The sequence below is a fragment of the Paenibacillus soyae genome (genome assembly GCF_024623455.1).
Lineage (GTDB): Bacteria > Bacillota > Bacilli > Paenibacillales > Paenibacillaceae > Pristimantibacillus > Pristimantibacillus soyae.
On record NZ_JANIPJ010000002.1, the window covers coordinates 116,082 to 130,124 of the forward strand.

Annotated in this window: 14 protein-coding genes; 3 read left to right on the forward strand and 11 right to left on the reverse strand. The window is 55.9% G+C overall.

Translation table 11 applies throughout. The features are described 5' to 3' along the window. Positions 1–14: 14 nt before the first annotated feature. Complete coding sequence (locus NQZ67_RS03020) at positions 15–1,004, forward strand: YpdA family putative bacillithiol disulfide reductase (RefSeq protein WP_257442641.1); 990 nt, start codon at positions 15–17, stop codon at positions 1,002–1,004. 64 nt (positions 1,005–1,068) lie between these two features. On the opposite strand, the gene NQZ67_RS03025 is transcribed toward NQZ67_RS03020, so the two are convergent. The 9 genes from NQZ67_RS03025 to NQZ67_RS03065 all read right to left on the reverse strand — a co-directional run bounded on the left by NQZ67_RS03025 (position 1,069) and on the right by NQZ67_RS03065 (position 10,264). Beyond that, on the reverse strand, positions 1,069–2,391 hold the full coding sequence (locus NQZ67_RS03025; protein ID WP_257442643.1) for a DUF4129 domain-containing protein: 1,323 nt from the start codon (positions 2,389–2,391) through the stop codon (positions 1,069–1,071). Next, the gene (locus NQZ67_RS03030) at positions 2,388–3,503 is read right to left on the reverse strand and encodes a DUF58 domain-containing protein (protein ID WP_257442644.1); all 1,116 of its coding nucleotides are present in this window, start codon (positions 3,501–3,503) and stop codon (positions 2,388–2,390) included. The genes NQZ67_RS03025 and NQZ67_RS03030 overlap by 4 nt, the downstream gene beginning before the upstream one ends. A gap of 7 nt (positions 3,504–3,510) precedes the next feature. After that, a complete protein-coding gene (locus NQZ67_RS03035) occupies positions 3,511–4,470 on the reverse strand; it encodes an AAA family ATPase (protein ID WP_257442645.1) in 960 nt (319 codons plus the stop codon). Between the two features lie 30 nt (positions 4,471–4,500). Further along, positions 4,501–5,412 carry a polysaccharide deacetylase family protein gene (locus NQZ67_RS03040; protein ID WP_257442646.1) on the reverse strand — a complete coding sequence of 304 codons (912 nt, stop codon included), beginning with the start codon at positions 5,410–5,412 and terminating at the stop codon, positions 4,501–4,503. A 50-nt stretch (positions 5,413–5,462) separates the two neighbouring features. Then, entirely contained in the window at positions 5,463–6,134 is a 672-nt protein-coding gene (locus NQZ67_RS03045) for an MOSC domain-containing protein (RefSeq protein ID WP_257442647.1), read from the reverse strand. Between the two features lie 288 nt (positions 6,135–6,422). Further along, positions 6,423–8,066: an amino acid permease gene (locus NQZ67_RS03050; protein ID WP_257442648.1), complete on the reverse strand. Its 1,644-nt coding sequence runs from the start codon at positions 8,064–8,066 to the stop codon at positions 6,423–6,425. Positions 8,067–8,179: 113 nt separating this feature from the next. Next, positions 8,180–8,815, reverse strand: a complete 636-nt coding sequence (locus tag NQZ67_RS03055) for a response regulator (protein ID WP_257442649.1) — start codon at positions 8,813–8,815, stop codon at positions 8,180–8,182. Positions 8,816–8,835: 20 nt separating this feature from the next. Further along, a complete protein-coding gene (locus NQZ67_RS03060; RefSeq protein ID WP_257442650.1) occupies positions 8,836–9,447 on the reverse strand; it encodes a DUF3298 and DUF4163 domain-containing protein in 612 nt (203 codons plus the stop codon). A 91-nt stretch (positions 9,448–9,538) separates the two neighbouring features. Continuing rightward, positions 9,539–10,264, reverse strand: coding sequence for a phosphonate ABC transporter ATP-binding protein (locus NQZ67_RS03065; RefSeq protein WP_257442651.1), 726 nt, complete (start codon positions 10,262–10,264; stop codon positions 9,539–9,541). Positions 10,265–10,414: 150 nt separating this feature from the next. Here NQZ67_RS03065 and NQZ67_RS03070 point away from each other — a divergent pair, with 150 nt between their 5' ends. Then, positions 10,415–10,639 (forward strand): hypothetical protein, encoded by a 225-nt coding sequence (locus tag NQZ67_RS03070; RefSeq protein ID WP_257442652.1) that lies wholly within the window; start codon positions 10,415–10,417, stop codon positions 10,637–10,639. 64 nt (positions 10,640–10,703) lie between these two features. Here NQZ67_RS03070 and NQZ67_RS03075 read toward each other — a convergent pair whose 3' ends face one another. Next, positions 10,704–10,841 (reverse strand): hypothetical protein, encoded by a 138-nt coding sequence (locus NQZ67_RS03075; RefSeq protein ID WP_257442653.1) that lies wholly within the window; start codon positions 10,839–10,841, stop codon positions 10,704–10,706. A gap of 168 nt (positions 10,842–11,009) precedes the next feature. Here NQZ67_RS03075 and NQZ67_RS03080 point away from each other — a divergent pair, with 168 nt between their 5' ends. Continuing rightward, positions 11,010–11,747 (forward strand): HAD family hydrolase, encoded by a 738-nt coding sequence (locus tag NQZ67_RS03080; protein ID WP_257442655.1) that lies wholly within the window; start codon positions 11,010–11,012, stop codon positions 11,745–11,747. 15 nt (positions 11,748–11,762) lie between these two features. On the opposite strand, the gene NQZ67_RS03085 is transcribed toward NQZ67_RS03080, so the two are convergent. Beyond that, positions 11,763–14,039 (reverse strand): type IA DNA topoisomerase, encoded by a 2,277-nt coding sequence (locus tag NQZ67_RS03085; RefSeq protein ID WP_257442658.1) that lies wholly within the window; start codon positions 14,037–14,039, stop codon positions 11,763–11,765. Positions 14,040–14,043 lie beyond the last annotated feature (4 nt).

Below are 14,043 nucleotides of genomic sequence, written 5' to 3' on the forward strand. Positions count from 1 at the left end.
GAGGACCCCTTCTTATGACAAATCATTCTATCCAACATACGATCATCATCGGAGGAGGTCCGTGCGGCTTGGCTGCGGCGATCGAGCTGCAGAGGAACGGCATTACTCCTCTCATCATCGAGAAACGAAATATCGTGCACTCGATTTCGCAATACCCTACCTATATGCATTTTTTCAGCTCTCCCGAGCTGCTTGAGATCGGCGATATTCCCTTCACCACGGCGAACGTGAAGCCGTCCCGGCTGGAGGCGCTGAATTATTATCGGACAGCCGCGCAGCGGCATAACGTCCATGTCGAGGCTTATGTAGGCATTACGGCCATCAATCGGTATGAGAATGGCTTCGAGCTGGAAGGCACTGACCGCTTCGGCGAGCTTCGAACGTATCGCTGCCGTCATGTCATCATCGCGACCGGCTATTTCGATCATCCGAACGTACTGGGGATCCCTGGCGAAGAGATGGATAAAGTAAGCCATTTCTTCCGCGAATCGCATCCTTATGTCGGGATGGAGGTCGCGATCATCGGGGGAAGCAACTCCGCGATAGACGCCGCGCTGGAGCTGGAACGCGTCGGAGCGCGTGTAACCGTCATTTACCGGGGCGCCCATTATTCCTCCAGCATCAAATCATGGGTGAGACCAACCTTCGAGGCCAAGGTGGCCAAAGGTTCAATCTCGATGAGATTCGCGTCCCGCGTGACCGAAATCCACCCCCGCCACATCATTGTGGAGACCGAGCAAGGCTGCGAATCGATCGCCAACGATTTTGTACTGGCCCTGACCGGCTTTCATCCCGACCGAGGCTTCCTTACCTCTGCCGGCGTCACGATGGAAGCGGAAGGCTATCCGACCTTCAACGAAGAGACGATGGAGACGAACGTACCGGGCATCTACTTGGCCGGCGTGGTCGCCTCCAAGCACGAAGCGAACGAAATTTTTATCGAATCCGGACGCTTCCACGGAAGGAAAATCGCCCAGCATATGCTCGATTCCGGAAGGAAATAACGGGGCAATCCGTTTATCCTCTGCGAATGGACCTAATCGGAGGAAGGAAAAACGGCCTAATCCGTTATTTCCTTCCTTTTCGTTCGGGCTCCAGCAGCTGGCGCTGCTTCTCGACCGCTTCATCCGACGGCTCCCGTTCCCCGTACCTGGCCAGCTCGTATAGGCTGACTAGACCAGCTGTATGGGCAGGGCTGCTTCCGGCTCCGGAACCGATATCCTCCGCCGTCTCGCGCGGGCTTAAGTATGGCTTTGTTTCATACCCGCGGCTGCTTTCTTGCCGAAGCCACTCGCGGTATAAGAACCTCGCGCGCTCCGCGTTCGTCCCCAGCTCGTTCCAAGACGTCCGTTCAAGCTTCGCGTTCCGGGGCTTGAATCGTAAGCCCCAGCTCCGTCTTTCCTTCGTCGTTAAGCTTTCGACTTCATCGGTAAAGCCCTGCTCCTCGCCTTGTCCGGCTCCTTGCCTGGCGGCAAGCTTAGCCAATGCTTGTTGCAACAAACGATAGATTTTTTTGCATACAAAATAAAGAACAACCAACGCCAATGCGGCCAGAAGCACCGTCACGCCGATCTGGAAGATGAGCTCAAGCAGCTTCATGAACGCCGAAGGCTCGCCAGGCGGCTCGGTCATCGGCAGCTCGGGCGTAGAGGGAGTCTGCTGTTCCGGTTCAGGCAACGGAGCTTCATCGCTCCCCCGGCCGAACAACGATCGAAGGAAGGACAGGACCGTCTCTTCCAGCCATTCTCTCAGCCGGCGGAAGAGAAGCAAGAAGGCGACCAGAACGGCAATTCCGGCGACGAGCATCCGGTTTAAACGGCGCGTGGCGGCCATGGTAGTCGTCCGATGCGTATCCACGGTCTCCGCCGAGAGATGTCTCTCGTTGGCTATTATGACGAACAGAGAGAGCGCGATAACGGCTCCGACATCTATAAATACGGCATAATCCGCAAAGCCCTCAGCCGCCATCTTGATCGGCTGGCAAGCGAGATATGCGATTACGCCAACGATCATGTGCATGCTGCGGAAGGAATTCCGCCAGTCGTCCCTCCACCCCGCGAAGCCGAAGCCGGCGAAAATCGCGCCGAGAGTTCCGCAGACGAGGAGCGAAAGAAGGTTGACGGTCGAGCCGGCAGCTAGTGCTGCAAGGGCAAAATGGATGAAGCCGGCTCCCGCCTGCAGGATGAGCCGCACGATAAGACGTACGCGGGAATCCGGGCGGAGCAATAGATTCGGCAATAAATAGATGACCGGCAAGGTGAACAGCCAGACGAACGCGGCCGAACGGGAAGGCACCGCAAGATAAACGGCCAGCAGGAGAATAGGCAAATAGAACGCGAGCTCCGCATACCCCTTCGCCAGCGTAACGGCGAAAGCTTTTGTTTTCGTCATGCGCTTCTCTCCTTCCGGTTCGGAGACTGTTCGTCCCGCTCTTCGGTCAGCTGCCACGCCGTCACCGAATTCCCGAGGAGCCGCAGCGCTTGCGCCGCCGCTTCGAGCTCTTCATTCCAATAGGCCGAGATCACGAGAACATCGCGATTGGCGTAGCCGATCCGAATCTCCCGTTCGAGGAGCGATAACATAGGTTCCGTCCGGTCGAGTTCAAGCCTTGCCATCGCTTCATAGAGCATCAATAAATGCTCATGCCCCCTGTCCGCATCGATCCGGACGCTGCCGGATTCGGTTCGAAGCGGCATATTCGCCGCGAAGCCAACCTCCATTCCCTGCGAGATCGCCGCTTCCGCCGCGCCGGCCGCCCATTCGATCCCCTTCTCGATGAGAGACTCGTTGGAGACGCTTCTCCACATGCCTTCAACATCCTCCACGTTGACGATGACCATCAGGCACCGATCCGCCGTGAAATCATATTGATGAACCATGAGCTCGCCCGTTCGCGCGCTAGCCTTCCAGTTCACCTGCTTCATGGAATCCCCCGCTTGGTATTCCCTCGCGCCGACGATCACGAATGGATCGGGCACGATGAACCGCCGAATCGAGTAGTCTCCTTGCCAGCTGCGGGATGGAAGCTCATGGAACGGGACTTCCGCTGGTCTGGGATAGACGATCAGCTCGCTCTGCAGCGGGAGCTGCATATGACGCTGCGCGTTGCCGAGCAAGTCGCCCCCCGTGAGGGTGACCGTATCGAGCTTGTAGCAGCCGCGCCTTGTTGGCGTCAGGTGATGCGTGCGGGTAATTCGCGTATAGCCTGCCAGGCTGAAGAAGCTTCGGTGGTTCTGAAAGAGGCTTCCTTTGCTGACGTCGAAATTTTCGCTCTTGCGAAAGCCCAAATTCGCGGACAGCAGCGATTCTACGCGCAGCCAAGGGACAGGAAATCTCTTGTTGTTCTCTAGCGTTTCGACTAGCTCCACCTCGTCGCCGCGGAAGCATGTTTTCCGGCGGAATTCCCTGCGATAGGTTAAGTTTTTGAACACCAAGCGCTTAAATAGCAGGCTTTGACCATACAAGACGGCAACCGTTGTCAGCAACAGCCAGAATATAAACATGGCGGCGCTACCGAAGCGTCAGGTCGGCTTCCGCCGGAACGTCCGTCTGCCGGATCACTTCGTCCACGATTTTATCGGCTTGTCCATGCGCGCGCGTCAGTCCCCTAAGCGCGAGACGATGCGCCAGCACCGGCGTCGCCATCGCTTTCACGTCATCCGGGGTCACGTAATCCCTGCCCCGTATAATCGCATGAACCTGCGAGGCGCGAAGCAACGCCTGGCTGCCGCGGGGGCTGACGCCGATCGCGACGTCGTCTCTTCCCCTGGTGCCTTCCACGATCGCCAGCAGATAACGAAGCACGTCGTCCGATATGCGGACGGAAGAATAGGACCGCCTAGCCTCTTCGAGCTGCTCCGGTCCCGCTACCGGCTGAAGCTCGGCCAGAGGATCGCGATCCTTGAACCGTTTAAGCAGCCGCAGGCCTTCCTCGGTCGTCGGATACCCCATCTTGATCTTGAACAAGAAACGGTCGAGCTGTGCTTCGGGCAGCGGGAAGGTGCCCTGGTGCTCGACAGGATTTTGAGTGGCGATGACCATGAACGGCAATCCGAGAGGCTTCGTCTCGCCGTCGATGGTGACCTGTCTCTCCTCCATGCTTTCGAGCAGGCTGGATTGCGTGCGCGGAGTCGCGCGGTTAATCTCGTCGGCAAGCAGCAGGTTCGTGAAGAGCGGCCCTTGCCGGAACTGGAAGTCGCCTAGCTTTTGGTTGTAATAATGAATGCCGCTTAAATCGGATGGCAGCAAATCGGGCGTGAATTGCACCCTCTTGAACGTTAACGACAACGACTTGGCGAACGATTTGGCGAGCACTGTCTTCCCCGTGCCCGGCACGTCCTCCAAGAGAACGTGCCCCGAAGTAATTAACCCGATAAATAATAGCTCGATTATATCTTCTTTGCCGACGACCACTTCGCCGATGTTCCGTTTCATCTGCTCCGCTAGCGACTGGATCGATTGGTAGGACATGACGTTTCTCCTTCTCCCATGCTGGTATGATTATGCTTGCTGACGGCGCTGAAGAGCTTGAAGCTCTCTCCAGCGGATTAGCTTGACGCCTTGCTTCCCCAACTCTTCTTGAATATCCCGGTCTCTGAAAATATCGTATTCCATTCCCCGCTTCGCCGGTTCAAAGTGGAAGGCTTCAAGCTCGTCCGTTACAATCGACGGGTGGATAATAAGCTCCGTCACGCCTGGCTTAAGGCTACCCAGAAGCGCTTTCATATCGGACTTGAACGAATCGTAGCTTTCGCCTTCTTGCAGCTGGAACGGCAAGCCGACCAAATAGTCCAGAATGACGACGCCCTTGGCGTCCGCAAGCGCCGCTATCGCTCTCGCCTGCTCCTCCATTTCCTTCGGCGCGACTCCCTGCTCCGCATTCAGATAACGCGGCAAGCGGAACGGAAGGCCATAGGAAGCGCATACGTCCAACACTTCCGGCATAAAATGCTTGCCCGTCCGAAGACCGTATAGGCTGCCCATATGATTGTCCGCGTGGGTGGGCTTCATGCCCAGCTTGATCGCCCTCTCGATCTGGCTGACAAGCTCCCGCTTCACATGGACGGATTCCGCTCTCTCTTCGAATTCCTGCGAGGTTTTGTGGAAATAACCGGTCTCCGCCACAAGGGATGACACATCCCCGTCGCTTGTGACGGGTCCCCACTTATAAGCGTCCCATTCGCTAGTGAAGGTGAGATGCACACCGACGTCGTATTCGGGATGGCTCGCGCTCCACGACGCGGCTTCGCTCGACCAGCCGCATGGCATCATCACCGTCGCGGAGCTGACCGTTCCTTCCGTCAGCAGGGACTCTACGGCTTGGTTGACGGAGTGGCATAACCCGTAATCATCCGCGTTCACAAGCAGCAGTTTGTCCCCTTCCGAATATCCAAGCTTCTGCGCTAAATTCATTTCACGAACCTCCCGCTTTTTGTTAAGGACATTAACGATATGAGAGCTTTCTATGTTTCCGTCTTCAGCTTATCCAGCCTGCTTTGGAGCTGCTGACGCCAGGCTTCCGCAAGCTCTCCGACTTCAAGCAGCTTCGAGATGGCCGCCCTATCGTTTTTGGCGCGGTACATAACGTCATTCGCGGCCGCGATGCTGAACGCATGACCATTCCGCTCGACCACGGTCAACACGTCTCCGGCCTTCGTTTCTCCTTCCTCCAGTACGCGGAAATAGAATCCGGTATACCCGGTTTCCTGCGCACGAACAGGCAGCGTAGGCAATTCGTTACGGATGCCCAGCTTGAAGCAGGGCTGTCGGGGCTGGCTGACCTGCAGCGTTACGGAGCCGATCGTGATGATATCGCCGATGCAGAGATCGTCTTCTAGCCAACCGGCGATCGTAAAGTTTTCGCCGAAAGAGCCGTTAGGGAACGGCAAGCCGAACTCCTCCCGCCAAAACGGATATCGCCCATCGCAATAGGCGCATACGGCCTTATCGGGACCTCCGTGGTGGATGGTGTCGCCTTGCCCGTCGCCTTGAATGCCAAGCCGGCCGATGCGCAGCGGTTCTTGCGTTGCCGTCTTGAAAATGCCGCTTGTCACTTCCCTGGATCCGTGCTGCAGCGGCCTCGGCATTCCGATTTGGAGCGAAGCGAGCATAGCCGTAGTGCTATTCCTATTCAACGATTCTCCATCCTTCCCTTATGTTGTTATCCGTTTTCTTCATTATAAGCTTAGCAGGGAGAAGATGGCAAAGCCTAGTTGCCGTTCGCTGATTAACCACGTTAACGAAGAGATGATCCTTGAAAATAATGAAAATAGACTGATAATTTCGACAGTTTACAGCGCAATGCTTCACGCTATTGTCGAAACGATTTAGTTCCTGTCCGTTATTGCGTTTCCCCGGGAAATGATCGTTCAGCGCGGGCGTTCATTTCCCGCTTCCGGGAAATGATCCTGCCCTTATTTCTTTCATTTGCCCGATGCCCGGCGAGCCCTCCTGCCGTCTCCCAGCTCAAAAACGGTCACGAGAAGCACGATCGCCGCGCCGCCGACCGCGGCGGCATGATCAAGAAAAACAGCCGCCGCGGCAGCCGTCGCGACAAGCCATAGGAAAGCCGCTCCGTTCACGGCGGGACTCCACCCACCAAGCTGCCAGGGCGCGCTGCTCCATCGCGATTCCACGCTTGTTCCGGCCCAAGGGCGGCGCTTTCGAGCCGTTCCTGCCGGCTTCCAGTGCGTGAACCGCAGACCAATCGGTATGGCGTAAGCCGCATGAAGCGTAACGATGGAGAAGCCCAGGAGCGGAAGCAAAGAAGCCTCTGGACGAAGGAGCTGCGCGCCGGCCAGCATCATTACGGCAACGGCCGCGCTAATCCATCCCGCCAGCCATGGCGTCTGCGTTCGGCCGGATATCCATCCGACTTTACCGGCGAACGGCACGGCCTCCTCCCTTGCAAGACCTAATAACGCTCTCGCGCATACGGACAAGGACTGCAGTCCGCTTCCCCATAGCGTACCAATAATCAAGAGCAAGACAAGAGGCGAGCCTCCAAAACCCGTGAGCGCGCTCTCCATGAATCCATTCAAGCCGGCAAGGCCGTTATTCCAGCCAAGCGACGGCTCGAAGCCTCCGCCTGCCGCTTGGATCGAACCCGCTGTCAACGCCAAGAACGTCAACAGCACGAGGCCGATGACGAACGTATAGGAGGTGGACAAGAAGATCGCCCACGGCACTCTGACGCGCGGCTCTATCGTCTCCTCCGCCCCTTGCGAAGCGCCGTCCATTCCGAGGAACAACTTGGCCAGCAGCAGCAGGGCGACGAGAAAAGGTTCCAAGCCTACTTTTCCGCTAAAATCGATGGTTTGCATCTCATATAACAGCGCGGGTGAATAACCTCCCGGCCAGAACATCCAAGTCAGACCGGCAATGATCAATACCGCGCATAGCAGCTGGAACCATAGCCCGGCCGCATGTATGACTTTGAGCCATGCCGCCCCGTACTGATGAACGGCAGCCAGCGTGCCGGCAACCGCCAGTATCATCGCGCCGAAGCTGAAAATAGACGAGTCGTACCCCAAAAAGGCAGACGCCGCGCCATCGGCCAGATAGGCGCAGCCGCCGACCAGAAGAGCGAGCATGGCAAGATGACCGGCGGCATGGAACCAGCCGGCCCGAAGTCCCCATCTTCTGCCCCCCATCTCATACGACGCATGGTAGAAGCTGCCCGCGACCGGATAAGCGGACGACAGCTCGGCCAAGCTCCCGCTTACGCACAGGTAGAACAGGCCAAGCAGCGGCAGGCCGTAACCGATAACGGATAAGCCCCCTTGCTGCAGCGCTGGCCCGAACAATATCACGCTGCTGCCGATTAGGGCCATGGAGCCGGAGGAAAGCCCCAGCGGCCATATGCCGCCCCCGCTCCTCCGAAGCAGCTGCGCAAGACCGAAACGTCCAAGATCGTGCTTGTCCTGCATCATCTGCGTTTGCTTACCGTAACGCGCCATGCTCTGGTATCCGGTTAACCGGAGCCCCCTCTGCGCTTTGAAGGCGATCGCCATGATCAGCGCGCACACGGCTCCGAACAATATGAGTCCAAGCAGGATCGTGAGCATACAAATCCCCTCCTTAACCTACTGTATGTCCGGCGAGGGTCAAGCATGCTGGCGATCACGCAAAAAGAACCTCCGGAGATGCCGCATTCGCAGCATTCCTAGAGATCCTTACGTTACCCGATATCGCTATTGAGCTCCTCCGCGTTTAATAACTGTTCGACGGCCAGGCGCACCTGAATGAGGTCGAACGGCTTCGTAAGCAGACGATCGAATCCGATTCGATTCGCTTCTTCCATCTGTCGCTCATCCATGTACCCGGTCATGAGGACGACAGAGGCGTCGCACCCCTTCCGTCTAATCTCCTTAAGCGCTTCTATGCCGCTCATATCGGGCAGCCTTACGTCGAGCAGCACGCAGTCGGGCCGTTTCTCTGCCGCCGCTTGTACCGCTTCCAAGCCGGTTCCGGCTTCCATCACGACATATCCTCGGTCGCGGAGCATCTCCGCCATAAGCTGGCGCAGCGTTATTCCGTCGTCGACGAGAAGAATAACGGGCTGCCGAGAGCCGCCAGGCCGCCCTCTCCGTTTCCCATGCGTCATGCCGGCTTGCCCGGAGGCCGGAATATCCTTCTCCTGGCTTGGCGATGCTCCGGTTGAATTGCGGGCATCCCGAAGCTCGGTTCGGATCATTTCGGATCGGCCAATCGATGAAGATTTTTGTTGTTGGCGCCGGAGCGCCACGTGTTGAATGATGCCGATGATGACGGCTGCTCCTGCTGCCGCAGCGCCGATAGTTATAAAGACGTTCATACACCGCTCCTTGCGTTTCGCTAATCGCCCGCGAGCATCGGTCCAAGCGGACCGTCTTCGTTCACGATATCCTGTAATTCGAATACCGAAATCGGAAAATATAAAAATCCATATACGTAAGCGGCGAGCTCGTAGAGCCCGAAATAAATGACCAGCGAACGGTCCGCCACGTAGAATGGCTGATCGGGCGCAATGGAAGTGAACGGCTCGAGCGTTTCGATATTTCTCGCTTTGATGCCTGCCGCCACGAACTTATTGATTCGGGAAACATAGTCGCTCCCCGGCTTGAACAGCTCGGCGAGCGTATATATTTTGCCCGTAGAAGCCTTGAACGTTAAGGAATGCTGCAGCGTCATGCCGTGCGCTCCTCCTGTGTAAGCGTAATTGAAAAGCGACAGGCTGAATATGTCCTTCTCGTTCGTTTTCAGCTCGTAGTAGCCGATCATCTCCGCCCGGGGGTCCTCCAAGCTCCCTTGGCTGTTGACCAGCTCCTGCGCTTCCTTCAGCAGCGCTTGATTGATGATTGCTTCCGCAGAAGCGCTCGCTCCTCCGCTTACGTGCGGGATGGACAAGTCGGCCTTCGGAAAGCTGGCTTTCGCGGTCTGAACGATAAGCGGGTGAGATATCGCCATATTCTAATTCCACCATCCTATTTACGTTAGATGGTTAACTATATGCTTCCTCCCGCTCATCCCATGACGCGGACGTTTCCTCGCCGCTTGCTTACAGAAGCATTTTCTCCCGCTCCGTCAGCCTTCTGCCGTATACGTCCAGCACGAGATTGCCTTTGTTCAGACCCAGAATACGATCCGCGTACCGCTCTGCCCAGTCCCCTTGATGGAGCACGGCAATGACGATGATGCCTTCGTTCTTGCAGAGAGCCTTCAGCTCGCTAAGCACGGCGTCCGCGGCGTGCGGGTCGAGACCGGAGACGGGCTCGTCCGCCACGATTACTTTGGCGCCATGCACGAGCGCCCTTGCGATGGCCATCCGCTGCCGTTCACCGCCGCTCAGATGCTTCGCTTTCGTATGCGCCTTATCCAGCAGGCCGCGCTTCTCGATCAGATCCATCGCGCCCATATAATCGTCGTTTCGGACCATGCCCGTCCATCTCCGCCAGGCGGGGGTTTGGTTGACCGATCCGATAATGACGTTTTTCAGGCCGGTCTTCTCCGGGATCAAGTAAGGCTTCTCTTCTATGTAGGCTACTTGCTGCTTCACCTTCTGCTTCGCGAGCCAGCCTTCCTTGAGCACGTCCTTGCCGCCGAACTGGTACGTGCCGGACGTCCAGCTCTCCTGCAGCGCCAAACATTTGAGAAGCATCGATTTGCCGCTGCCGCTGGTGCCTTTGACCGCGATAAAGTCGCCTTCGTAAGCTTCGAAGCTAATATCGTTAAGCACCTTCGGACCGCCCGGGATCCGTTTGGTCAAACCTTTTATTCTCAACATAGTCCGCACTCCTTCTCATCCTGCAAACGCTTCTATGAATCTAGTTTAAAGTAAATAAAAAACACTTTCCACACGAACAAATGTTTGGTATAATCAAAACAAGAACAAATGTTCGAAATTGTTCAACAAAATAAAGGAGGCTTGATCACCATGAAGACCAACTGTGAGAATTTCCGTTACGTTGAGAAGGTAAGGCCGAACCGCGATTTGACGTTTAAGTTTTATAGCGACGGACGGCTCGTCATTATTAACAACGACACAGAGGAGGTGATCGGGCCGCGAGACCTTAGAGGCGACAGCCGGGATTTTTACGTACGCAAGCGGATCGCGTTTATTAAGAACCGTCTAGCCGAGACGCAATTGAAATATGCTTAACTATAGACAAGAGGAGAGCCCGAACGATTCGTTCGTTCGAGCTCTCCTCTTTGTTTTTGCATCATTACGGATTTTCTTTGCTTATTCCGTTTAAGCTTGCCGGTCTCTCCGCGATCTCATTCTCTTTCGGCGTTCTCGCGTGAGACTTCTGACTGGCGTCGTCCTGCTGATTATGAATCTTTTCGCTTTTATTATGCGGCACGGTAGTTCACCTCCACTTACATTATGCGGAGGGCAAGCCCTTACTATGCCTGCTGCGGGCATATGAGGCTTCTGATTCCCATTCATTGACTAATGACATCCATTTGCGGTAGATTGGTCATACGATAAGATTAGAAAGCCATCGTTCCCGCAAAGGAGACTGCATAAGATGAAGCAGCATATTTTGTTCGACTTAGACGATACGTTAATTTATTGCAATAAATATTTTTTCTACGTTGTGGATCAATTCGTCGACGCCATGACGACTTGGTTCGGCGGCTCTTCTCTTGTGACGAGCGGAGCGATCCGCGATAAGCAAACGGAGATCGATATCGCGTTGATCGGCGAGACGGGCTTCAAGAGCGAGCATTTTCCTCAATCCTTCTTGGAAACCTATATATACTTCAGCGATCTGACCGGTCGCAAACGATCCGCCGTGGAAAAAGATTTCCTATGGAAGCTCGGAATTAGCGTCTACGAGCATGAAACCGAGCCGTATCCGAACATGGAGCATACACTTGACGAACTCGCGAACGCGGGACATGAGCTTCACCTCTATACGGGCGGTGAGCTGCTCATCCAGCAGCGCAAGATCGATCGGATGGGGCTCGAGCGGTACTTTAGCTCTCGTATTTACATCCGGCAGAAAAAAAACAATGACGCCCTGGAACAAATCCTAAAAACCGGCCAGTTCGATCGCGATCATACGTGGATGATCGGCAACTCGATCCGTACCGATGTGGTTCCCGCCCTAACGGCCGGCATTCACGCCATCCATATGCGTATGCAGGAAGAATGGCAGTACAACCTGGTGCAGATTGACGTGAAGCCGCGCGGCGCTTTCTTCACGCTGGATCAGCTCAAGGACGTGCCGGAGACGATTCACCGGTATGTGAATCGCGATTAAACCTCCAGTCCGGCCTTAAGCTTGTTCCACGCCAAGCTCCCCGTTGTCCAGGCTGCGAAGGACGATTCGCCCTTCGCTTTGCGACCCGTTCGCGAGGACGAGCTTGAGCTTTGCCGTTTTACCTTTTTCGGCTAGGGCTTTGATCTGGGCATCCGTTAAGGTGCGGCCGAACGATTCCTTCCAGATCACGAATTTGCAGCCGGTTCGATAGTTCGAGCAGCCATAACCCTTGCGGCCCATAAACAATTGGCCGCCGCAGCCCGGTCGCGGACAGGCGGCAACGGTCCGCGGTTCGCCCGAAGTCTCTCCTCCGCTCTGTCCCGCTCCTGCGGCCGGCGCTGCCTTGGATCGTCCAGCAGCGCTTTTGCTTTTTACGCCCCTAGCGGACGCCGGCTTCTCCTCGCCTGATCTCGCGACTGTCCGGCGGGGTTTCCCTTTGGCGGCTGGCGCATCTCCCTCGAACGCTTTGATGTCCGCTCTGGATTGCTGGCGTACCTTCTCCACGATCATCGTCGCAAACTTCTTTACGTTTTCCATAAACTGCTCGTCGGATGCGCTGCCTCTAGCGATTTCGTTCAGCCGGCGTTCCCACATGCCAGTCATCTCAGGCGAGGTTAAGAGTTCCACGCCAGCGGCCCGGATGAGCTCGATCGCCGTGCGCCCCTTCTGCGTAATCATTATTTTTTTGCCTTGCATCGTCACGTAGCCCACGTTCTTGAGTCTTTCGATCGTTGCGGCGCGGGTAGCCGGAGTGCCCAGTCCGGAATCCTTCATCGCATCCCGCACTTCCTCGTCCTCGATCTGCTTGCCCGCGCTTTCCATCGCTTTGAGCAGCGTACCTTCCGTATAGGGCTTAGGCGGCTGCGTCTCCTTCTCCTTCGATTGGGCGTTACGACAGAGAACGTCGGACTTATCATCAACGGAGAACGGCTCGGCGACTTCCTCTTCTTCCTCCGCGTCTTCGTCCTTTTTCTTGCCTTTCTCTTTTTTCTGGTCGGCGTAGATCGCTTTCCAGCCGAGGCTGAGAAGCTCCTTCACATTCGTTTTGAACGTTTCGCCCTCGACTTCCGTAAGCACGGTATGCGATTTGTATTCGGCGGCCGGATAGAACTGGGACAGAAACCGGCGCACGATTAGATCGTAGAGCTTCGCTTCTTCGGCCGACAGGCCCGACGCTTTCCGGTGCGTCGGAAGAATGGCGTGGTGATCCTCGACTTTGGCAGGGTTGCAAATAAATTTGTTCCCCTTGTGTACAAGCCCGCGGTTCGCGCCTTTCACCCATTCGTCATACTGCGTCCCTTGCAGGGACGCCAACGCCTTGTGCATCTCGGGAATGTTCTGCTCCGTCACGTAGTTGGAATTCGTTCTCGGATAAGAGATGACTTTGTGCTTCTCGTAGAGCGCCTGCGCGATGTCCAGCGTTTTTTTGGCGGAAAACCCGTACTTGCCGTTCGCCTCCCGCTGCAGAAGCGTAAGGTCGTACAATTTATAAGGATACTCCTTTACTTCTTTTACTTCGTAGGACGCGATACGGCCGGTTTTCCCCTTCACCTTGGCCGCGATGGCTTCGGCTTTCTTCGGATCCGTCATTCGATCGCCTTGCCACAGCCCTCGGTAAGACGTTTCGAATTGCTCGAACTGCGCTTCCACCTCGTAGAACTTCAGCGAATCAAACGTTTCAATCGTCTTCTGACGGTCATAGATTAGCGCAAGCACCGGCGTCTGCACTCTGCCGACGGACAACAACACGTTATGCCGCGTCGTGAACGCCCGCGAACCGTTCATGCCGATCAGCCAATCCGCTTCGCTTCTTGCCGTAGCCGCTTTGGTCAGATTGTCGTATTCGGAACCGTCTCTCAGCTCCGCGAACCCTCTGCGGATCGTCTCCGGCGTCAGATCCGAAATCCATAGCCGCTTCACGGGCTGCTTTAGCTTGAGGTGTCTCTGAATAAGCGAAAAGATGTACTGTCCCTCGCGCCCGGCGTCGCAGCAATTCACGAGCGAGTCGCAACGCTTGGCCAAATCCTTGATCACCTTCAATTGATCGTACGTCTTGCGGTTGGGGACCAGCTTGAATGCGCTCGGGATGATTGGCAAATCGTTAATATTCCACTTCTTGTACCGGTCATCATAAGCGTCGGGCTCGGCTAGTCCAATGAGATGGCCGATCGCCCAGGTAATGATATATTGTTCGCCTTCGATATAAGTGCGGTTGTTTTTGGCTCGGGGATCTATGGCAGCCGCGATATTACGCCCCATGTCGGGTTTCTCCGCTATGATTAAAGTCTTCAACAAC